This window comes from Micromonospora sp. ATLC16 (assembly GCF_057196645.1).
On record NZ_JBXUOW010000006.1, the window covers coordinates 1 to 21118 of the forward strand.

The 21118-nt window shown below is 72.4% G+C and carries 16 protein-coding genes; 5 read left to right on the forward strand and 11 right to left on the reverse strand.

The features are described 5' to 3' along the window. The first annotated feature begins 122 nt into the window (after window positions 1–122). Together AC2CHE_RS04265 and AC2CHE_RS04270 are read left to right on the forward strand one after the other, a co-directional pair. Window positions 123–1154, forward strand: a complete 1032-nt coding sequence (locus AC2CHE_RS04265; protein WP_484503571.1) for a LacI family DNA-binding transcriptional regulator — start codon at window positions 123–125, stop codon at window positions 1152–1154. Window positions 1155–1214: 60 nt separating this feature from the next. Then, window positions 1215–2858, forward strand: coding sequence for a glycoside hydrolase family 13 protein (locus AC2CHE_RS04270; protein WP_484503669.1), 1644 nt, complete (start codon window positions 1215–1217; stop codon window positions 2856–2858). A 26-nt stretch (window positions 2859–2884) separates the two neighbouring features. Here AC2CHE_RS04270 and AC2CHE_RS04275 read toward each other — a convergent pair whose 3' ends face one another. The 3 genes from AC2CHE_RS04275 to xylA form a co-directional block, all read right to left on the reverse strand. Continuing rightward, complete coding sequence (locus AC2CHE_RS04275) at window positions 2885–4330, reverse strand: MFS transporter (RefSeq protein WP_484503572.1); 1446 nt, start codon at window positions 4328–4330, stop codon at window positions 2885–2887. A 131-nt stretch (window positions 4331–4461) separates the two neighbouring features. Next, entirely contained in the window at window positions 4462–5919 is a 1458-nt protein-coding gene (gene xylB / locus AC2CHE_RS04280) for a xylulokinase (protein WP_484503573.1), read from the reverse strand. A 10-nt stretch (window positions 5920–5929) separates the two neighbouring features. Further along, entirely contained in the window at window positions 5930–7117 is a 1188-nt protein-coding gene (xylA, locus tag AC2CHE_RS04285; RefSeq protein ID WP_484503574.1) for a xylose isomerase, read from the reverse strand. Window positions 7118–7166: 49 nt separating this feature from the next. Here xylA and AC2CHE_RS04290 point away from each other — a divergent pair, with 49 nt between their 5' ends. Both AC2CHE_RS04290 and AC2CHE_RS04295 read left to right on the forward strand, forming a co-directional pair. Continuing rightward, window positions 7167–8426, forward strand: a complete 1260-nt coding sequence (locus tag AC2CHE_RS04290) for an ROK family transcriptional regulator (protein WP_484503575.1) — start codon at window positions 7167–7169, stop codon at window positions 8424–8426. A 126-nt stretch (window positions 8427–8552) separates the two neighbouring features. After that, entirely contained in the window at window positions 8553–10232 is a 1680-nt protein-coding gene (locus tag AC2CHE_RS04295; protein WP_484503576.1) for a PP2C family protein-serine/threonine phosphatase, read from the forward strand. Between the two features lie 61 nt (window positions 10233–10293). Here AC2CHE_RS04295 and AC2CHE_RS04300 read toward each other — a convergent pair whose 3' ends face one another. Continuing rightward, window positions 10294–10842, reverse strand: coding sequence for a MarR family winged helix-turn-helix transcriptional regulator (locus tag AC2CHE_RS04300; protein WP_484503577.1), 549 nt, complete (start codon window positions 10840–10842; stop codon window positions 10294–10296). Window positions 10843–10934: 92 nt separating this feature from the next. Here AC2CHE_RS04300 and AC2CHE_RS04305 point away from each other — a divergent pair, with 92 nt between their 5' ends. After that, the gene (locus tag AC2CHE_RS04305) at window positions 10935–12059 is read left to right on the forward strand and encodes a PP2C family protein-serine/threonine phosphatase (RefSeq protein WP_484503578.1); all 1125 of its coding nucleotides are present in this window, start codon (window positions 10935–10937) and stop codon (window positions 12057–12059) included. Window positions 12060–12078: 19 nt separating this feature from the next. Here AC2CHE_RS04305 and AC2CHE_RS04310 read toward each other — a convergent pair whose 3' ends face one another. The 7 genes from AC2CHE_RS04310 to AC2CHE_RS04340 all read right to left on the reverse strand — a co-directional run bounded on the left by AC2CHE_RS04310 (window position 12079) and on the right by AC2CHE_RS04340 (window position 21004). Beyond that, window positions 12079–13563, reverse strand: a complete 1485-nt coding sequence (locus tag AC2CHE_RS04310) for a sugar transferase (protein ID WP_484503579.1) — start codon at window positions 13561–13563, stop codon at window positions 12079–12081. 206 nt (window positions 13564–13769) lie between these two features. Continuing rightward, the gene (locus AC2CHE_RS04315) at window positions 13770–15533 is read right to left on the reverse strand and encodes a substrate-binding domain-containing protein (RefSeq protein ID WP_484503580.1); all 1764 of its coding nucleotides are present in this window, start codon (window positions 15531–15533) and stop codon (window positions 13770–13772) included. A gap of 144 nt (window positions 15534–15677) precedes the next feature. Then, entirely contained in the window at window positions 15678–16712 is a 1035-nt protein-coding gene (locus AC2CHE_RS04320; protein ID WP_484503581.1) for a lactonase family protein, read from the reverse strand. A 127-nt stretch (window positions 16713–16839) separates the two neighbouring features. Further along, on the reverse strand, window positions 16840–17442 hold the full coding sequence (locus AC2CHE_RS04325; protein WP_281564464.1) for a GTP-binding protein: 603 nt from the start codon (window positions 17440–17442) through the stop codon (window positions 16840–16842). Further along, window positions 17423–17812 (reverse strand): DUF742 domain-containing protein, encoded by a 390-nt coding sequence (locus AC2CHE_RS04330; protein ID WP_484503582.1) that lies wholly within the window; start codon window positions 17810–17812, stop codon window positions 17423–17425. The genes AC2CHE_RS04325 and AC2CHE_RS04330 overlap by 20 nt, the downstream gene beginning before the upstream one ends. After that, complete coding sequence (locus AC2CHE_RS04335) at window positions 17802–18221, reverse strand: roadblock/LC7 domain-containing protein (protein ID WP_484503583.1); 420 nt, start codon at window positions 18219–18221, stop codon at window positions 17802–17804. The genes AC2CHE_RS04330 and AC2CHE_RS04335 overlap by 11 nt, the downstream gene beginning before the upstream one ends. Beyond that, the gene (locus tag AC2CHE_RS04340) at window positions 18221–21004 is read right to left on the reverse strand and encodes a sensor histidine kinase (protein ID WP_484503584.1); all 2784 of its coding nucleotides are present in this window, start codon (window positions 21002–21004) and stop codon (window positions 18221–18223) included. The genes AC2CHE_RS04335 and AC2CHE_RS04340 overlap by 1 nt, the downstream gene beginning before the upstream one ends. Window positions 21005–21118: the final 114 nt, after the last annotated feature.

Here is a 21118-nt window from a genome sequence, read left to right on the forward strand (position 1 = left end):
GATGATCCGCCGCAACCCGACGCCCCGCCCCCCCCCCCCCCCCCCCCCCCCCCCCCCCCCCCCCCCCCCCCCCCCCCCCCCCCCCCCCCCCCCCCCCACGCGGGACGTGAGCGGGGTGTCAGGTGACGAAGATCGACGATGTCGCCCGGCTGGCCGGCGTCTCCACGGCCACCGTCTCCCGCGCGCTACGCGGACTGCCGACGGTGTCGGCGGCGACCCGCAGCCGGGTGCTCGCCGCCGCCGAGCAGTTGCAGTACGCCGTGTCGCCCAGTGCCTCACGGCTGGCCGGTGGCCGGACCGGCACCGTGGCGGTGGTGGTGCCCCGGATCACCCGGTGGTTCTTCGGCGTGGTCGTCGAGGCGGCCGAGGACTTCTTCCACCGGGCCGGGTACGACCTGCTGCTGCACAACCTGGGTGGGCGGGAGCAGAACCGGCAGCGCGTCCTGCACGCCGCCCACCTGCACAAGCGGGTGGACGCGATCATGCTCGTCGCCACCCCGCTTGGGGCCAGCGACGTGACCGCCCTGGCGGCGCTGGACCTGCCCGGCGTCACCATCAGCTCCGGTACCACCGTGCCGGGCTGGCCGTGCGTACGCATCGACGACGTGGCGGCGGCGCGGACCGCCACCCGGCATCTGCTGGATCTGGGGCACCGCCGGATCGCGCACATCTCCGGTGATCCCGACGACGAACTCGCCTTCCGCGCCCATCTGGACCGGCGGCGGGGGCATCAGGACGCGTTGCGCGCGGCCGGGCTACAGCCGCACCCGAGCCTCGACGTCGAGTCCAGCTTCGACATCGCCGGCGGCACCCGGGCCACCGAGGAACTGCTCCGCCGAGGCGACCCGCCGACGGCCATCTTCGCCGCCTGCGACGAGATGGCGATGGGGGCGCTGACCGCGCTGCGCGACGCCGGCCTGCGGGTGCCCCAGGACGTCAGCGTGATCGGGATCGACGACCACGCCCTCTCCGGTGTGCTGGGGCTGAGCACCATCGCCCAACCGGCACTGGAGCAGGGCCGACTGGCCGCGCAGTTGCTGCTCGACCCGCTCTGCGGAGCGGGCGACGCCAACATGATCAAACAAGATTCATCGGTGATCCTGAACACTCGGCTGGTCGTGCGTGATTCGACCGCGCCCGCCCGGGCACACTGAACGGCAGCCAGCACGCCGTCCGGGCCCGCCGCCCGAACGGCTCGACCATGGGAGTACATCCTGAACCACGACGCGACGCAGCAGACCCCACCGACCGGCTGGTGGACGGAGGCAGTGATCTACCAGATCTACCCCCGCTCGTTCGCCGACTCGGGTGGTGACGGGATCGGCGACCTGCCCGGGATCACCGCCCGCCTCGGCCATCTGGCGGACTTGGGTGTCGACGCGGTCTGGCTCTCCCCGTTCTACCCGTCCCCGCAGGCCGACGCCGGCTACGACGTGGCCGACTACCGGGACGTCGAGCCACTGTTCGGCACGCTCGCCGACGCCGACGACCTGATCGCGAAGGCGCACACCCACGGGCTTCGGGTGATCGTCGACCTGGTCCCCAATCACACCTCCTCGGCCCACGCCTGGTTCCAGGCCGCACTTGCCGCCGGCCCCGGCAGCGCCGAGCGGGGACGGTACATCTTCCGCGAGGGCCGCGGACCGGGCGGAGCCGAGCCACCCAACGACTGGCAGAGCGTCTTCGGTGGCCCGGCCTGGACCCGGGTTCCCGACGGCCAGTGGTACCTGCACCTGTTCGACACCGCCCAGCCCGACCTGAACTGGGACAGCCCCGAGGTCCGTGCCGAGTTCCTGGACGTGCTGCGGTTCTGGCTGGACCGTGGCGTGGACGGCTTCCGGGTCGATGTGGCGCACGGTCTGGTCAAGCAGGCCGATCTGGCCGACTGGCAGGAGCCGCAGGAGATCCTCTCCGGGCAGGAGGCGGACAAGCCCCGCCCGCCGATGTGGGACCAGGACGGCGTACACGAGGTCTACCGTGAGTGGCGGCGGCTGCTGGACGGCTACCCCGGTGAGCGGATCCTGGTCGCCGAGGCGTGGGTGGAGCCGGCGGAACGGTTGGCCCGCTACGTACGTCCCGACGAGATGCACCAGGCGTTCAACTTCGAGTACCTGCTCGCCGCGTGGACGGCCCCCGCCCAGTACGCGGTGATCACGCGATCGCTGGAGGCCACCGACGCGGTCGGCGCGCCCACCACCTGGGTGCTCTCCAACCACGACGTGGTACGCCACGCCTCCCGCCTCGGGCTGCCGATCGGCGCGCCCCGACCGAACGGCATCGGTGTCGGCGACGAGCAGCCGGACGCCACCACCGGGCTGCGCCGGGCCAGGGCGGCCACCCTGCTGATGCTGGCCCTGCCCGGCTCGGCCTACCTCTACCAGGGCGAGGAACTGGGGTTGCCGGAGCACACCACCCTGCCCGACGCGACGCGACAGGACCCCACCTGGGAACGCAGCGGGCACACCCAGCGGGGCCGCGACGGGTGCCGGGTGCCGATCCCGTGGGAGGCCGACGCGCCCTCGTACGGCTTCGGGCCGACCGACGCGAGTTGGCTGCCGCAGCCGCCGGTCTGGGCCGAGTACGCCCTGGACCGTCAGCGCGGGGTGCCCGGCTCGACGTACGAGCTGTACCGGGAGGCGTTGCGGCTGCGTCGCGCGTACGAACTCGGTCGGGGCACCCTGGAGTGGCTCACCTCCGGCGACGAGGTGCTGTCGTTCCGCAACGGCAACCTGGTGGTGTTCACCAACTTCGGCGCGGACCCGGTAGCGAAGCCCGACGGCGAGGTGGTGCACAGCAGCGGACCGCTGAACGAGGATGGTTCGGTGCCCACCGACGTGACCGTCTGGGTCGAGGTCTAGCCAGAGATCCGAGTGCGGAACCGCCGCTATGCGGGCGGTTCCGCACTCGGATCCTTGTGGGCGCGGGTGTGCAGCAGCTGCCGCACGTCGGCGATGTCCTTGGGTGAGGTGCGGGCGGCGAGCCAGTACATGACACCGGTGGGGATGAAGAAGAGCTGGAAGGCGGCCAGCCCGACGGCGTAGTTCAGCGGCGGCGGGAAGGCCACCCGCAGCCCGTGGAACGCCACCCCGACCAGGCCGTTGCCGGCCGACCGCCCCACCCCGTTGACCAGGTTGCCGAGGCTGTAGACGGTGCCCCGGTTCTCCGGCGGGTTGACGTCGGCGATCAGCGCGAACCAGTTCGGCGAGTTCGCCGAGGTGAGTGCCAGGGCCAGTAACGCGGCGAGCAGGCTCAACCCGACCGTCGGTTCGCTGACCACGCTGCCCAGCACCGCCCGCACCACCGCGCCGGTGCCGGCGCCGTCGGGCACGTCGATGCGCATCGGCACGAAGAACAGCACCAGGTAGAACGGGAGCGCCGCGAAGATGCCGACGGAGGCGACCAACGCCCGGCCCGAGGGCGTACGCCGTTGCAGCGCGTCGCCGATCAGCCCGCCGACGATGGAGAAGACCCCACCGAGTTGGAACAGCGCGGCGAAGACGGCGCCCACCACGATGGCGGTCGCCGTGGTGTACCCCTGCTCCTCGGCCCGCTCGCGGAACAGCACCGGGAGCCAGACCAGCGAGCCGAAGGCGGCCTGCGCGGTGAGTCCCTGGAGGATGAGCCACCGGTTGGTCCGCCGGCCCAGGATGACCGGCAGGTCGGCCCGGCTGATCCGGTAGTCGTAGTCGGCACCGGCGGCGAGCGCGGCGGCCAGTACCGGCTCGCTCTGGCCGCGCCGGATGTCGTACGTGAAGAAATAGGCCGCCGTGGCGGCCAACCCGACGACGGTGAGCACCAGGAACGGCCGACGCCAGTCGGCCGCGCCGAGCAGCCCGCCGACGAGGCCGCCGGCCACCGTGCCGACCCCCTGGGAGAGCCCCCAGAAGCTCATCACCAGGCCCCGACGGCGTGGCGTGATGAGATCGGTGACGACCGAGTAACCGACCGACCCGACCGCGCCCAGACCCACTGCGGAGAGCAGTTGCGCGGTCAGGAAGGTGGGGTAGTTCCCGGCCAGTGCGCTGCCGCCCGTACCGGCCGCCCACAGCAGTGTGCCGATCATCAGCAACGGCTTGCGGTTGGTACGGTCGCCGAAGTACGCCCAACCCACCGCCGCCACCGCGCTGACCAGGAAGCTGATCGCGGTGACCAGGCCGAGCAGCCGTTGCGGCACGTCGAAGGAGTCGGCGATCGCACCGTACAGCGGGGGCACCAGACCGATCGCCACGTTGTCCAGCGAGGCGAGCAGCACGAAGACCACGACGCTGTAGAGCCGACGCGGCGCGCTGCTGCCCCACACCCGCGCGGGTCCGCCTGTGGTCGAGGTCATGCGGGCAGCCAACCAGGGCGGGATAACGAGCCGATCACCGGGCCACCCTTCAGCGCGGCCGAGATCGTGCTCGGTCCCGGATCGGGTGGCTCCTCGTCACGCGGACACCACCCGACCCGGGAACGGCGTGATCACCCCTGGGACAACCGGTCCAGATGGCGTTCCCGGGCCTGCGCGTAGCGCTCCCGGATGCCGGGCACCGGTTCGGCGGCGTGCTCCTCGGTGCCGGCGGGTGTCCAGGACGGCGGTTCCCCCGTGCCCAGGGCCAACCACGCGGCCTGCCGGGCGGCACCGTCGGCGACGTACTCGCCGGGCGGTGGGACCACCACCGGGCAGCCGAAGACCTGCGCCGCGATGCGACGCACCGCCGCCGAGCGGGCGCCGCCGCCGACGAGGATCACCCGACGTACGGTCGCGCCGTGGGCGGCGAGCGCGTCGAGCCCGTCGGCGAGGGCGCAGAGCATTCCCTCCACGGCGGCCCGGGCCAGGTGCGCCGGGGTCGAGGTACGCAGGGTCAGCCCGTGCACCGCCCCGGTGGCGTCCGGCCGGTTCGGGGTCCGTTCCCCCTCCAGGTACGGGACCATGACCAGCCCGTCCGCGCCGGGCGGCGCGGACAACGCCAGGTCGGCCAGCTCGCCCAGACTGACCCGCAGCATCGCTGCGGCGGCGTCCAGCACCCGGGCCGCGTTCAGCGTGCAGACCAGCGGCAGGAACCGGCCGGTCACGTCGGCGAAGCCGGCGACGATACCGCTCGGGTCGGCCGCCGGGGTGTCCGCGACGCTGAAGACCGTGCCGGAGGTACCGATCGACACCACCACGTCACCGGGGCGGGCACCGACGCCGAAGCCGGCGGCGGCGTTGTCACCCGCGCCCGGCCCGAGCAGCGCCGCGCCCGGGGTCGTGGCGGAAACGGCACCGGACAACGCCGCCGGAGCCAACCGGCCGGCGGTCTCGGCGGGGCCGAGCACCGTCGGTACCCGCACCGCCCTGCCGAACGCCCGCTCCAGCAGGTCCGGCCGGTACTCGCCGGCCGCCGGCGACCAGTAGCCGGTGCCGCTGGCGTCGCTGCGGTCGGTACGCAGCGCGTCCAGCCCGGGCGCGCCGGCCAGCCGCCAGGTCAGCCAGTCGTGCGGCAGGCAGACCGCCGCCACCCGGTCGGCGTTGGCGGGCTCGTTGCGGGCCAGCCAGCGCAGCTTGGTGACGGTGAAGCTCGCCACCGGCACGCTGCCCACCGCGTCGGCCCAGAACCGGCGCCCGGCCTGCCCCTCGCCCGCCTCCTGGATCAGCTCCGCCGCGGCACCGGCGGACCGGGTGTCGTTCCACAGCAGCGCCGGCCGGACCACCTCGCCGGACTCGTCGAGGCAGACCATGCCGTGCTGCTGACCCGCCACGGAGACCGCGGCGACGTCGGCGAGCCCACCGGCGGCGTCGATCGCCGTCCGGAGGGCCGACCACCAGGCCGACGGGTCGACCTCGGTGCCGTCCGGGTGCGGTGCCCGGCCCTGCCGGACCAGGGCACCGGTCTCCGCGTCCCGGACGACCACCTTGCAGGACTGGGTGGAGGAGTCCACCCCGGCGACGAGCGGCATGCCGACCGCCTCAGCGCGCGCCGAGCAGGTGCTCGACGGCGAGCTGGTTCAGCCGGACGAAACCGAAGCCCTTGGCGGCCACCGCGTCGACGTCGAACTCCTCGAACGCGCTGGTGTCGGCGAGCAGCTCGGCGTAGCCCTCGCCCTCGCCGAGGGTCGGCACGCCCAGTTCGGCGACCTTGCTCGCGGCCAGCGCCTCGGCCACCTCCGGGTCGGCCCGGAACGCCGCCGCCCGCTCCTTGAGCAGCAGGTAGGTGCTCATGTTGGCGGCGGCCGAGGCCCAAACCCCGCCGATGTCCTCGGTGCGGGAGGGCTTGTAGTCGAAGTGGCGGGGACCGTCGTAGCCGGGGCCGCCGGCCGTGCCGCCGTGCTCCAGCAGGTCGACCAGCGCGAACGCGTTGAGCAGGTCACCGTGACCGAAGACCAGGTCCTGGTCGTACTTGACGCCGCGCTGACCGTTGAGGTCGATGTGGAACAGCTTGCCCTGCCAGAGCGCCTGGGCGATGCCGTGGACGAAGTTCAGCCCGGCCATCTGCTCGTGGCCGACCTCCGGGTTCAGCCCGACCCGCTCCGGGTGGGCGAGGGTGGAGATGAACGCCAGGGCGTGCCCGACGGTGGGCAGCAGGATGTCACCGCGCGGCTCGTTCGGCTTCGGCTCCAGCGCGAAGCGCAGGTCGTAGCCGCGGTCGATGGCGTACTGGCAGAGCAGGTCGACCGCCTCGCGGTAGCGCTCCAGCGCGGCCTGGACGTCCTTGGCCAGGTCGTACTCGCCGCCCTCCCGGCCGCCCCACATGACGAAGGTCTTCGCGCCCAGCTCGGCGGCGAGGTCGACGTTGCGCAGCACCTTACGCAGCGCGTACCGCCGGACATCGCGGTCGTTGCTGGTGAAGCCGCCGTCCTTGAAGACCGGCTGCTGGAACAGGTCGGTGGTGACCATCGGCACCACCAGGCCGGTCTCGTCGAGCGCCTTGCGGAACCGCGCGATCTGGGCGTCCCGGGTGGCGGCGTCCGCGCCGAACGGCACCAGGTCGTCGTCGTGGAAGGTGACGCCGTACGCGCCCAGCTCGGCGAGACGGTGCACCGACTCCACCGGGTCCAGCGCGTCTCGGGTGGCGTGGCCGAACGGGTCTCGGCCCTGCCAGCCGACCGTCCAGAGCCCGAAGGAGAATTTGTCGGCAGGGGTGGGACGGGGTGCCATGGCAGACCTCCGGTGATGTCATCCGCTATTTGTTCAGTGGTTGAATTAAATGACTGTGATGTGGCAGTGTCAAGGGGTGAAACCACCCGCAGCCCCGGCCGGCGCGGTGCGGCAGGGCAGCCTGCGTGAGCTGAATCTCGCCCTGGTGCTCGGCCGCATCGCTGCCGCCCGTCGCCCCCCGTCACGGGCCGCGCTGGCCGCCGACACCGGCCTCACCCGGGCCACCGTCTCGGCAGTGGTGGAGGATCTGGTCGCCGGCCGTCTCGTCACCGAGGCGGACCCGACGCCCCGGGCCGGCGCCGGGCGTCCGGCACGCGGTCTGATGTTGGCCGGCGACGGTCCGGCCGGTCTGGGGCTGGAGATCAACGTCGACTATCTGGCCGCGTGCGTCGTCGACCTCGCCGGCCAGGTCCGGCACCACACGGTATACCGGGCCGACCTGCGACCCGTGTCGCCGGCCGAGGCGCTCGGCCAACTCGCCGAGCTGGCCCGCCGGGCCCGCGTCGACGCCGAGGCCCAGGGCCTGACCCTGGCCGGTGCCGCCCTGGGGGTACCCGGCCTGGTCGACGACGCCGGGAAGGTCCGCCTCGCACCGAACCTGGGCTGGCGGGACGTGCCGGTGCCGGAGCTGCTGGCCGACCATCCCCCACTTACCGAGACAGTCGACGGGGTGCCGCCCCTGGTGGTGGACAACGAGGCGAACCTCGCCGCGTTGGGCGAATTGCACGCCGGTGCCGCACCCGGCAGCTTCCTGCACATCTCCGGCGAGGTCGGCATCGGCGCGGGCATCGTGTTGAACGGCGCGCTGTTCCGAGGTGCCCGTGGTTGGAGCGGCGAGATCGGGCACATCCCGGTCCGCCCGGACGGGCCACCCTGCCGCTGCGGCGGCCGTGGCTGCCTGGAGCTGTACGCCGGGCAGGAGGCGATCCTGGCCGCCGCCGGCCTGGCCGGAGCGGACCTACCGGCCGACCGGGCGTCGACCCGGCTGACCCAGCTCGCCGCCGCCGAGCACCCCGAGGCGCTGCGCGCCCTGGCCGAGGCCGGCACCGCGATCGGGGTCACTGTGGCGAGCGTGGTCAACCTGCTGGACCTCGACACGGTGGTGCTCGGCGGCGGCTACGCCCCGCTCACCGGCTGGCTCCGGCCGCCCGTACTCGCCGAGATCGAGCGCCGGGTGCTCACCGCGGCCTGGTCGCCGGTCACCGTCCGACCGGCCACCCTGGGTGCCACTGCGGCCGCGGTGGGAGCGGCCGGTTCGGTGGTACGCGGGATCATCGCTCGCCCCGGCGGCTGGCTGGCCCGGCTCTGACCGTCTCGGTATGGAGCACCCGAGCAACGGCTCGGTACGCTTGCCTCCAGGCAACCAATCGTCACCCGAGGAGCGCACCACCGGAATGCGTACTGGTCGACAGCGCCCGGCGCCCGGTGTCCGCCGGTGACCAGCGTCCGACAGGGCACCTTCACCGGTGCGGCCGACGAGTGGGCCGACGACGGGCGGTCGGACCACGCCGCCACCGAGGTACCGCACCTCACGCCTCCCGTGGACGCCGAACTGGCCCTTGAGTTGCTCGACGGGCTCGACGAGGGGGTGCTGACCACCGACGACGCCGGGCTGGTGGTGCTGGTCAACACGCTGGCCGGGCAGTTGCTGCCGGACATCGTCGTCGGAACCGACCTGGCCGGCTGTCCGCTGCCGGCACTGGCGGCCGCGAGCGCCAACGGTGTCGACGACTTCGAGGGTGAGCACCACGGTCGGCGACTGCGGGGGGTCCGCCGCGCGCTGGGCGGCCACCGGTCCGCCTGGTACGTGCGGGATGTCACCGACGAGCACGGCCGAGTGGCGGAACTGCTCGCCGAGCGTGACCGTACCCGGTTCCTCGCCGGTGCCGGCCGTCGGCTGGGCCTGGCAGTGGAGCGTGACCAGGCGCTGCACGCCGTTGCCACCCTGCCCGTGCCCTATCTGGCCGAGCTGGCCCTGGTGGTGCACCTGCCAACGACGCCTACCGAGTACCGGCCGCACTGGGTCCGGTACGCCGCGGGCGACACCGCGCCGATCACCGGCACGGTCGACTGGGACGCGGTCGCTGCCGTACCCGGTCTGGTCGAGGCCCTCGATGGCGAGACGACCGATCCGCGCACCTGGCCGGCTCTCGGGTCGGGGAGACTCGACCCGTTGCTTCCGGCGGGCCGCTATTCGTCCGCGACCCTGCTGGTCAGCCCGATGCCCGGCGCCGGCCGGACGGCCGGCGCCCTGGTGCTGCTCCGCCCCCCTGAGCGGGCCGGCTTCGACCGGCGCGACGTCGAGCTGGTCCGGGAACTCGCCGCCCGGGCCGGTGCCGCACTGGCCACCGCGCAGCTGCACGACGCACAGAGCCACCTCGCCCGGGTGCTCCAGGACAGCCTGCTGCCGCCGAGGCTGCCCACGATGGCCGGGGTGAGCATGGCCGGCGGCTACCGCGCGGCCGGGGACAGCCTGCGCATCGGTGGCGACTTCTACGATGTGCTGCCGGCCGGCGACGGTGCGCTGTTCGCCGTCGGGGACGTCTGCGGCAAGGGCGTCGGTGCGGCCGTGCTCACCAGCCGGGTACGCCAATCGTTGCAGACCCTGCGGCTGGTCGAGCAGCAACCGCAGGAGCTGCTCCGGCTGCTCGACCAGGCGCTGCTCGACACTCCGGACGCGGCCCGGCGTGGCCAGTTCACCACCCTGCTGCTGGGCGCCGTACGTGCCGGCCCTCAGGGTGGGCTGCGGGTGCGGATCGCCGGTGGTGGGCATCCGGCGCCCCTCGTGATCCGCGCCAACGGCACGGTTAGGGCGATTCGGGTGGGCGGCATGCCGATCGGCGCCCTGCCCGGCGCCCGGTTCGCCAGCGCCGACGTTCGGCTGCGCCCCGGTGAGTTGCTGTTCACTCGTACCGACGGGGCCGCCGAGGCCCGGGGCGGCCGGCGCGGTACCGAGATCTTCGGTGAACGTCGGCTACGCCGGACACTGGCGGCCGGCGCCGGGCTGCCCCCGGCGACGCTTGTCGACCGCGTGCTGCACGAGGTCGACACGTGGTGTGCCGGGCACCGCCACGACGACGTCGCGATGCTGGCCATCGGGCCGACCGGGAACTGATCAGGCGGCCATCCGGCGCCACCGACGGGCCATCCGGCTGGGCGGCGCGGTGCGGCCCCGGTCAGGCCGTCCGGAAGACGGAGGCGTCCCCCGCCGCCCAGCCACGCGCCGCCTCGACGGCATCCCGGCCTTCCGTCTGCTCCAGGCGTGGTTCCTCGGCCTGGGGCACCAGCGACGACACCGGTCGGATGACCCACCCGCGGGCGGCCTCGTCGAAGGCGCGCAGCCCGCGCAGCAGCGACTCCCGGCCCCCGGGAGTCATGTCGGCCAGAACCGCCGCCAGTTGCTGACGACGGTCGTCGCGCAGTTCGGCCAGCAACCGGCGGGCCTCGGCGGTCAGATGCAGCGAGATTTCCCGCCGATCGGTACGACCCGGCTCCCGCTCCAGCATCCCGGCGGCCACCAACCGGTCGCAGAGTCGGCTGGCAGAGGAGAGCAGCATGTCCAGGCCGGTGGCGAGGCGACGCAGGTTGATCCCGTCATGCCGTTCGACGAGCATGACGGCGCGCAGCTGGGCGGTGGAAATCCGGTTGGCAGCCCGCTCCCGCGCACCGTCCCAGACCGTCAGCAGGGCACCTGCCGCGGTATCCAGCTCGGCAGCCATACTCATCTCGGGTCCCGGTGGACCATGCAGTTTCGCCATGGTGCGCCTGAGCGTACCCCGATTCCGTCGGAGGATGGGCTTGTGATCAAGGAGAGACCATGAGCGAGCCGGTCGACAAGGGCCGTGCGGCCATCACCGCCGCCCCGGTGGACCTCCTCGTGACGCGCGTCGGGGCGCTCTTCGAGCAGGAGTACGGCATCACCGAAACGGAACTCCTCCAGGTCGACTACCGGCTCGCGGCGCTGCTGCCGCTGGGCGGTGGGGAGGCGGTGACGACGCCCGGGCACCCGGCCTGGCGCTGCTTCGACCACCAGAGCCCGATCCACGCCGACGACGTCGGGTACCTGCCGGTGAGCATGCGGGGCGAACGGCGGGGCGTACTCCGGGTGACGCCGGTCACCGAGACCCGACTGGCAGAGCTGGCGGAGGTCGCCACCGCGCTGGCGCACGAGTTGGCCGCCGTCGACGCCGGCACGGACGTCTACCGCGTGGCCCGGCGCAGCCGCCGCCTCACCCTCGCCGCCGAGGTGCAGTGGGAGCTGCTGCCGGGGCGCAGCCGGCTCCGTCCCTCCTTCAGCCTCGCCGGTCAGCTGGAGCCGGCGTACGCGGTGCGCGGCGACAGCTTCGACTGGTCCGACGATGGTGAGCGGGTCTGGCTCGCCACGATCAACGGGATGGGTGAGGGGGTCGCCGCGTCGATGCTCACCACCCTCGCCACCTGCGCGTTGCGCAACGCCCGGCGGGCCGGCATTTCCCTGGCTGACCAGGCCGCCCTCGCCGACCAGGCCGTCTACGACCTGCACCGGGGCGAGCAGTACCTGGCGACCCTGTTGCTCGATCTCGACCTGCGTACCGGGCTACTCACCGCCGTCGACGCCGGCTCGCCCCGGCTCGTCCTGCTGCGCGACGGCGAGGTCAGCATTCAGCCACTGGAGGAGCAGTTCCCGCTCGGCATGTTCGAGGGGACCAACTACCGGGAGCAGTTCGTCCAGCTCCAGCGCGGGGACCGACTGTTCGTGATCGGTGACGGGGTGATCGAGGCGGCCGGGAGCACGGAGCAGTACGGCCAGACGGCGCTGGACCGGATGTTGCGCCGGACCGCACCGATGACGGCGCTGGACGCGGTGCGCGCCCTGCTCGGCGACCTACGGGCGTTCGTCGCCGGTGATCTCACCGACGACGCCGTCGTGGTCTGCCTGGACTGGCTCGGTCCGCCGCCCTGAGACCCCCTCTCCCGCCGAGTCAGTACGCGCCGCGGCTGTTGACCACCGCGCCGACCGTCTTCCACAGGATCGTCAGATCGGCGGCCAGTGACCAGTTCTCCACGTAGTAGAGATCGAGCCGGATGCCGTCCTCCCAACTCAGATCGGACCGTCCGCTGACCTGCCAGAGCCCGGTCATTCCCGGTTTGACCAGCAACCGGCGGGCGACGTCTCCGTCGTAGCGGGCGACCTCGGAGGGCAGCGGCGGCCGGGGACCGACCAGGCTCATCTGCCCCAGCAGAACGTTGACCAGCTGCGGCAGCTCGTCCAGCGACCACTTGCGCAACAACCGGCCGACCCGGGTCACCCGGGGATCGTCGCGCATCTTGAACAGCAGGCCGTCGGTCTCGTTGCGGGCGGCCAACTCCGCCAGCAGCACGTCCGCGTTGACCACCATGGTGCGGAACTTGAAGACTCCGAACTCCTGGCCACCCTGCCCGACCCGGGTCTGCCGGAACAGCACCGGCCCCCGGCTGTCCAGTTTGACGGCCAACGCGATGGCCCCCAGCAACGGCAGCAGCAGGGCCAGCGCGATCAGCGACAGCGACCGGTCGACGAACGCCTTGACCAGCTTGCGGACGCCACGGAACTCGGGGGCCTCCACGTGGATCAGCGGCAGGCCGGCGACGGGCCGGGTGTGGATGCGCGGGCCAGCCACGTCGGTCAGCGCCGGAGCCAGCACCAGGTCGATGCCGGTGCCCTCCAGCTGCCAGCCGAGCCGACGCAGCCGGGTGGCGGTCAGCTCCCCGCAGGTGGTGACGGCGACCGTGTCCGCACCGATCGCGGCGGCGGCCTCCGGGATGGCCCGGAACGAGCCGACCACCGGCACGTCGCCAAGCCGCTGGGCGACCGGGGCGAGCAGGGCGTCCGGAATGCAGGCACCGACGACCTGGTAGCCAGCGTACGGCTCACGACGCAGGGTCTGCACCAACTCCAGCACGTGGGCGGTGTCACCGACCACCAGCACCCGTCGTGACCAGCCTGACCCCTCCCAACGGGCGCGGTGCAGGCGCTTACGGGCGGCGAACCGGGCCGCCTCCAGACCGATCGTGCCCACCGCGAAGGCGATGGCCAGGAAACCTCGGGAGACACCGACGTCGGCGACGTAGCCCGCGATCGCGGTGGCGCCAGCCAGCCGCAGACTCGCCATACTCACCCGTCGGTACTCGTCCGCGCCGTAGCCCACCACCCGGTCGTCGTAGCAGCGCAGCGCCTTCAGCGAGACCAGCCAGGCCAGGACGAGCGCCGGAGCGACCAGGACGTACGGCACCGGGCCGCGGGGGACGGCCTCACCGAACCGGACCGCATATCCCACCAGCACCGCCACCGCCAGCACGGCGGCGTCCAGCACGACCAGAGTGCGGATGTACGCCCGCTGGTCGGTGCGCACCGGTCGCCCCGGTGGCGGTGGGTCGTGCGGTCGCGATGACGATCTGACCGGAGTCAACAGCGTCGCCGAGGTCACCAGCCCTCCCACTTCGCTCGCCGACGGCACGGGCCCGGCCGGGTGAGCCGGGTCTGCCGATGCACGACGACATCCTGCCCTGACAACCATGACTACCAATTGCTTCCGACGTATTGCCGTCAGTTTCCAAGGCGTAGGACAACGAGAAAGGGGCCTGTGGTACCGGCGAAACCGGTACCACAGGCCCCTTTTCGGGAGTTCTCAGGTCAGGCGGGCGCCTTCCGCAGCGCAATCGCTCGGAGGAAGATGTCACCGATCTTGGTGGGGTCGGTGGCGACGAACGCGCCGCCACCGGCGCTCTTGGCGATGGTGTCCAGCTCCGACTTGCTGACGTCGGTGCCGATACCGATGATGATCACCTGGATCGGCTGGTCCGGATCCTTGACCCGCTTCAACTCGGCGAGCAGGGCCTTCTGGGAGATGCCGTCGGCGTCCTCGTTCTTGCCGTCGGTGAACAGTACGATCGAGTTGACCTTGCCCGGTTCCCAGTTCGCCTGGACGTCCTTGTACGCGGCCAGCAGCGTGTCGTACAGGCCGGTGTCCCCGCTCGACGAGACGACCCGGTCCAGGCCCCGCTCCAACTCGCTGCGCTGCCGCGACAGCGGCGCGATCGGCACCAGTTCCTGGTGGTCCCGCGAGCCCACCAGGTTGGTCGAGAAGACCCACAGGCCGATCGACCAGGAGTCGTCGAACAGGTTCAGCCCCCGCCGGGCCGCCTCCGTGGTTACCTGCTGTCGGGTCGCCCCGTTGGCCGTCGGCACCTCGTTCTTCATCGAGCCGGAGACGTCGATGATGCAGAGCATCCGGCCGGACAGCGTGGCGATGGACCAGCTGGAGACCGCCCGCTCCACCGCGTCCGGCGCCAGCCCACCGGCGGCGACGCCGCCCTGTGCCGGAGGCGCGACGGAGGCGTCCCCGCCGGCCGGGCTCGGCGCGCCCTGCGGCGCGTTGAAACCGGTGCCCCAGTTGCCGTCCGGCGCGCGCAACGACTGCGCGGCCAGCTTGTCCTTGAACGACGTCGTGGTCAGCGCCTCGAACAACACCCCCGCCGCGGACGCCTTGGCCGGCTCGATGCCGGGCAGCACCGCGTACGGGTAGTCCAGCGGCAACGGCGCCGGCTTCAGATAGAGCGCCGCCAACGGCACCGGAGGCTTCTTGGCGTTGTACTCGATGACGTCCTCCTCGGACAGCGCCGCCGCACCGAGGGCGCTGGCCAGAGTGGTGGCGTCAGTGGCCGTCGGGAACTTGGCGAGCAGGTCCTGGCGCAGCGCCGAGGCACCCGAGGCCAACGCGCGCAACGCGCCGACGCGCTCCTGCTCGGCGGTCTCGCCGCCGGTCGACGCCGCAGCCGTCATCAACGACAACAGGCCGGACAGGCCGGCGGCGTCCCGGGTCGGCTCGACGATGCCCGTCTTCAGCGGTCGGTCACTGTTGAGCCGGGAGAGCAGCTGAGTCCAGCCGAGTTCCTGCTGCGGCCAGCCCAGCCGGGTGGCGATCGGTTCCGGCATGGCGACCACCACCGGGCTGCTGGCGATGGAGGAGCCGTTGCCGGGCTCGAAGGCCGCCGCGCCCCCGGTCTTGAGTCGCAGCAGCCAGGTCGAGGAGTCCGGGATCCAGACGTCCGGGCTGATTGCGGTGCCGCTGGCCTGCCCCACCCCGGCCAGGATGGCGCCGTGCTTGGCCGCGACCACCGCAGCCACCTCGACCGGGTCGGAGGCGGCGACCGTCACGTCGATGCACGTGCCATCGACTGCGGCGCCCTTCTCCTCCCATTCGGTGGCCGCCTGGTCGACCGCCGGGGCGAGCTCGCTCGCCACCGCGACGGACAGCTCGATCTTGCCCGAGCAGTCCTGGCCGGCGAGTTGGCGATAGCCGACCCACCCACCAGCGGTGACGAGGAGTACGCCGACCGCTGCTGCGGCGGCGGCACCGTGAATACTTGAACGCATGCGATGGCGGCCTGCTGACACGCAGACCATCTTGCGTATCCGACCGTTCTACTGCCATGGCCGTTCGGACGAAAGTTACAGAGGAGAAACAGTTTCTCCGATTTCGTAACTTTGAGTGATGGATCAGAACCTCAATGTGGATACATCTATGTCCCAGTCCCACGATCAGGACAGGACGCAAGTCGGGCTCGCGATCGGCAACGGCTCGCCGACCGCCACCGGCACGCCCGTGGCCGGCTCGACCCGGAAAGTGCGCACCATGTCCGCCCGTTCGTCGGCGACGTAGAGGTGTTCCCCGATAAGCGCGAAGTGGCGGGGCCACCCGCCACCGGTCTCCACCTCGGCCACGATTTCCGGCAGGCCCGCACCGAGAGCGAAGACGGTCACCGTGCCGACGCCCCGATTGGCGACGTAGAGGAAGCGGCCATCCGGACCGATTCCGATCTCGGACGGCTGCACATGCCCGCCCCGGTCGCTGGCGTCGACCCGCCCCCGCTGGTGCAGCGCCCCGTCGCTCAGCTCGTAGGCCAGCACCGAACCATCCAGCTCACCGGAGACGTAGCAGCGCCGCCCGTCGGGGTGCCGGGCCAGGTGCCGAGGACCCACCCCGGCGGCGGTTCGAAACCGGGGCGCCCGTGGCACCAGTCGTCCGCTGGCGGCGTCGAGGTCGTACCGGTAGATCGAGTCGGTGCCCAGATCGACCACCAGCAACGGCGACCCACCCGGGCCCGGCGACACCATGTGAGCGTGGGCACGGTCCTGGCGGTCGGGGTCGGCCCCGTGCCCCTGGTGCGCCACCACGTCGGTGCGCTCGCCCGGCACCCCGTCCGGATGGAGCGGGAAGACCGTCACGCTGCCGCCACCGTAGTTGGCCACGAACAGGTGCCCACCGTCGGGCGCGACCGCCAGGTGGCACGGCTCCGCGCCACCGGTGGGCCACGAGCCGATGGACGACAGGTCACCGTCGGCCCCGACCTGCCAGGCGCCGATCTGGCCGTCGGCCAACTCGTGGACCGCGTACAGCACGGGCCGCGTCGGGTGGCGGGCGAGGAAGGAGGGCGACGGGGTGACCGCGACGGTGCCCAGCGACGTCAGCTCGCCGGTACGCGGGTCCCGACGCGCGGCGACGATGCCGGTGCCGCGCCCGCCGCTGGGCGCGGTGTAGCCGCCGATATGAACGATCTCGCCTCGACCTGCCACCGGCTGCCGCCCTCCGCTCGTTTCCGTCGAACCATCTCAGAAGCCTTCCCCCGGCACCGGCGGATTAGACCTCCGCACTGCGATCCGGCCGCCCGTGGCCCCGCCGACCGACCTCCGGCCGGTCGACTCAGGCCGTCGGCACCGGCTCGCCCCGATGCCGGGCGACGTGCTCGACCAGGGAGATCAGCACGGTCTTGCCGGACTGCCGGTCCCGGGCGTCGCAGAGCACCATCGGCACCTCCGGGTCCAGATCCAGGGCCCTACGCACGGCTTCCAGACTGAACCGACGGGAATCGTCGAAGCAGTTCACCCCCACCACGAACGGGATGCCCCGCTGCTCGAAATAGTCGATCGAGGGGAAGCAGTCGGCCAGCCGCCGGGTGTCGGCGAGCACCACCGCACCGAGCGCACCGAACGCCAGTTCGTCCCAGAGAAACCAGAACCGGTCCTGTCCCGGCGTACCGAAGAGGTACAGCTGAAGATCGTCGTTGATGGTGATCCGCCCGAAGTCCATCGCCACCGTGGTGGTCGACTTGGCCTCCACTCCGGAGACGTCGTCGGTGTCGATGCCAGCACCCGTGAGGATCTCCTCGGTCTGCAACGGCCGGACCTCACTCAACGCGCTCACCAGCGTTGTCTTGCCGGCGCCGAAACCGCCGGCGATGAGGATCTTCAGCGCGATGGGCACCCGATGTCCCCGCCGATCGCCGTCATAACGCACGGAGTCCATCGACCACCGCCTTGAGGATGTTGTTGTCGGGCAGGTATGTGGCGCGCGGTGGCTGGTGCACGGCGACCAGTCCCCGGGACAGCAGATCGCCGAGTAGCACCCGGACCACGCCGACCGCCAGGTCCAGGTCCGCGGCGAGTTCCACGACGGGGGTGCCGCGGCCGGCCAACTCCACCAGCAGCCGGTGCTCCGGATACAGCTCCGGGTAGGCCGCGAGGTCCGGGTCCGGCTTCGCCATCACGTACGCGACCAGGTCGAACCCGTCCGCGCTGGGACGCACGCGCCCACCGGTGAGGGTGTACGGCCGCACCACCGGCCCTGCGTCGTCGTCGAGCCACTCGTGTCGATGCTCGGGTAAGTCAGTCCGCATCGGTGGCACCCGCCGACGCTCGGGCTGGCGCTTGCAGGTTCTCGCCCACCCGGGTCACCAGCATCGCCATCTCGTACGCCACCAGGCCGATGTCCGCGTCGGCGTCGCTGGCGACCGCCAGGCACGCGCCCTGCCCCGCCGCGGTGACGAAGAGGTACGCGGACTCCATCTCCACCACGGTCTGCCGGACCGGTCCACCGGTGAGGTGCCGGCTCGCACCCCGGGCGAGACTGGACAGGCCGGACGCCAGCGCGCAGAGGTGCTCGGCATCGGCGGCGTCCAGGCCGGCGGAGGTGCCCAGCAGGAGCCCGTCCGCCGACAGCACCACGGCGTGCCGCGCGGTCGGCACCCGCTCCAGCAGATCGTTCAGCAACCAGTCGAGATCTGCGTTATGCCTCGTCGATCGCATCAGGCGTCCCTCTCAGTCGCGGTCGGGGAATCCACCGGCGTCGGTGCGGCGCCCGCCGGGGATCCGGGCGGTGCGCTGGTCCGGGCCTGGTCGGGCGGGCCCACGGAAGTTGCGCCGGCCTGGTGGTTCGGCTCCGCCGGGGACGGCGCGGCCCGGTCGGGCACGTTCTCGGGTGGCGGTCCGCCCGGTTCCGGGTTCGAGGTGCGAACGGCGTCGCGCCGGCCCCGCGCGGTGCCCGCCTGCAACGCCGACATGACCCGACGTGCCTCCTCCGGGCTTCGGGGCGTCGGATCACGGCGCGGCCGGGCTGCCACCACCGGTTGTCGGACGGTCGGAGCGTCGAGCGCGGCCGTCCGTACGGGCGGTGCGGTCATCGCCGGCAACTGGATCGTGGGCGCATCCAGCCCACGGTGTGCCTCCGGGTGGGCGGGTACCGACCCGGCCGACGCCCCATCGGCCCCGGATGGCCGTGTCGCTGCTCGTTGTGGTTCCGTCCCGGTCCCGGCGGCGGACGGACCGGCGGATGCCACCTCGGTACCGGACGGGACGGCGACGGCCTCGGTGCCCGACGCGGTCGGCGAGCCCGATGGGGCGGCGCCGGCGGTGCCGGCGTCGCGGCGACGGATCCGACGAGGCAGGCCGTCGGCCTCCGCGGGCCCGACCGTCGAGCGTCCGCCCGGAGCCCGGGCAGTCGCGCCGGACGTCGGTGCGCCGGGGACCGGGGCGCCGGTCGATACCGCCGTGCCGCGTTCGACGGTGCGGGTTCGCGGTCGGGGCACCGTGGTCAGCCGCGTGGCCCGGACCAGCCTCCGCTGCTCCGGCGTGGCGCCCCGGTCGTCGCCGGCCAGCGCCTCCGGGCCGGGCAACGGCGACGGTTCCTCGGTGATCAGCTCGGTCGGGATGAGCACCACAGCCGTGAGTCCGGCACCCTCCGACCGACGCAACCGCACCCGGACGTCGTGCCGGGCGGCCAGTCGCGCCACCACGAACAGCCCCAGCCGGGCGGTCTCGGTGGGATCGAACTCCGGCGACCGAGCCAGCTTCCGGTTCGCCTCGTCGACGACCGCCTCGCTCATGCCGAGGCCCTCGTCGGTGACGGAGAGGGCGTAGCCATGGGCCACGTGCGCCCCGGAGATCTCGACCCGGGAATCGGGCGGCGAGAACGTCGTGGCGTTCTCGATCAGCTCGGCGAGCAGGTGGATGATGTCCCCCACCACCCGGCCGACCGTGCCGGCGGGCTGCACGGTGGTGATGTCGACCCGGTCGTACGACTCGACCTCGGAGATCGCCCCACGGATCAGGTCCACCATCGCGACCGGGTTACGCCAGCCCCGTCCTGGTGTGGCCCCAGCAAGGATGACGAGGTCCTCCGCATGCCGCCGCAGCCGGGTGGCGAGGTGGTCGACACGGAACAGCTCGGCCAGGTGATCGGGATCCTCCGCGTCGCGCTCCAACCGGTCGAGTAGAGCCAACTGACGGTGCACGAGCCCCTGGCTGCGCCGCGCGACGTTCAGGAAGACATCGTTGAGTCCGTGCCGCAGGCTCACCTCGACCATGGCCGAACGGATGGCGGCCCGGTGCACCTCGGAGAACGCCTGCGCGACCTGGCCGATCTCGTCGGCGCCCCGATCGGCCACCGACGACTCCCGCGCCAGGTCGACCTGCTCGCCCCTGCGCAGCCGGTCCACCACCTCCGGCAGACGCCGTTCGGCGTCGGCGAGGGTGCCGCGTACCCGGGTCAGCCGTTGCGCGAGGGAGCGGCCGACCTGGACCGCCACCACCAGCGAGAGCACGACGGCGATCAGGCCGAGCAGGCCGGCGGCGGCCAGCCGCACCATGGTCCGAACCGCCATCGGCACGGACCGGTCGGCAAGTCCGTCCGCCTGGGTCAGTTCGAAGTCTCGCAGCGACTGCTGCACCGTGTCGTAGCTCGTCTGCCAAACCTGCGGGTCGAGCCGGGGCCGGGCCGACGGATCCGCGGTCACGATGTCGTCCTGCATCGCCCGCAACCGATCGAATGCCTCCTGCTCGGTCAGCCGTTGGTACGCGGTCCGGTCCGCCTCGGGCAGGTCGGCCACCGCGGCCTCGGCCAGGAACCGCTGATTGCCGATGCCCTGCACGAACAGGGTGTGCTCGCCCTCGGCGAACCCACCGGCCGTCAGCACACCGGCCAACAGCGCGTCGGTCTGTCCCAGCAGTTCCCGTGAGCGACCGAGGCTGGTCAGCGCCAACGCCTCGCGGTTGAGATCGTGATCCGGCAGGTTGGCCAGGGCGGTGAAGGTCTCGAAGGCCGAGGAGATCATTGCGCTGTAGAGGCCGACGGCACCGGCGCGGTCGAGATCACGACGATCGATGAAGCCACGGCCGGCCGGCAACGCGTCCAGCTCACCGATGAAGCGATCGAGCCGGGCTTCGAGCAGCTCTCCGGCGGCGTCCCGCAGCTGCTCCCCACCGACCCGCCGACGCAACTCGGCGACTGCCGTGTCGGTGCGGACCCGTTGTTCCATCAGGGCGGGCAGCACGCAGTTGGCCGGCGGCTGTCCACACTCGGTGCGGGGCGAGGCGAGATGGACCACCGAGAGCCGTCGTTCCCGTTGCAGCTCGGCCACCACGGTCTCACCGGGCCGGCCGAGGTCGTACAGAAGGGTACGGGCGGCGAGCAGATCGAGCGCGGGCCCGAAGGTGAGCGTGGTCGCGAAGATCCACAGTGCCAGCAGCGCGGTCACCGGCACGACGACCAACGCAGCCAGCTTCGAGCGGATCGGCCAGTCGCGGGTGTTCAATCGGACCTCGCCCGGAAGGGTGGCTGGAAGGGCTCCGGCACAGCCGGGCAGCGCCGTCACCGGGCGCGCCCCGGTCGTCCCACCGGGACGCCGGCTCGGGCGCCTTGGGCAGGA

What these genes read in the sequence shown, in the direction of transcription:
- AC2CHE_RS04275 (WP_484503572.1), bottom strand. Translation starts at nt 4,330, where the DNA reads ATGACCTCGACCACAGGCGGACCCGCGCGGGTGTGGGGCAGCAGCGCG.
- xylB (WP_484503573.1), bottom strand. Translation starts at nt 5,919, where the DNA reads ATGCCGCTCGTCGCCGGGGTGGACTCCTCCACCCAGTCCTGCAAGGTG.
- xylA (WP_484503574.1), bottom strand. Translation starts at nt 7,117, where the DNA reads ATGGCACCCCGTCCCACCCCTGCCGACAAATTCTCCTTCGGGCTCTGG.
- AC2CHE_RS04290 (WP_484503575.1), top strand. Translation starts at nt 7,167, where the DNA reads ATGACTGTGATGTGGCAGTGTCAAGGGGTGAAACCACCCGCAGCCCCG.
- AC2CHE_RS04300 (WP_484503577.1), bottom strand. Translation starts at nt 10,842, where the DNA reads ATGAGTATGGCTGCCGAGCTGGATACCGCGGCAGGTGCCCTGCTGACG.
- AC2CHE_RS04305 (WP_484503578.1), top strand. Translation starts at nt 10,935, where the DNA reads ATGAGCGAGCCGGTCGACAAGGGCCGTGCGGCCATCACCGCCGCCCCG.
- AC2CHE_RS04325 (WP_281564464.1), bottom strand. Translation starts at nt 17,442, where the DNA reads ATGGACTCCGTGCGTTATGACGGCGATCGGCGGGGACATCGGGTGCCC.
- AC2CHE_RS04330 (WP_484503582.1), bottom strand. Translation starts at nt 17,812, where the DNA reads ATGCGGACTGACTTACCCGAGCATCGACACGAGTGGCTCGACGACGAC.
- AC2CHE_RS04335 (WP_484503583.1), bottom strand. Translation starts at nt 18,221, where the DNA reads ATGCGATCGACGAGGCATAACGCAGATCTCGACTGGTTGCTGAACGAT.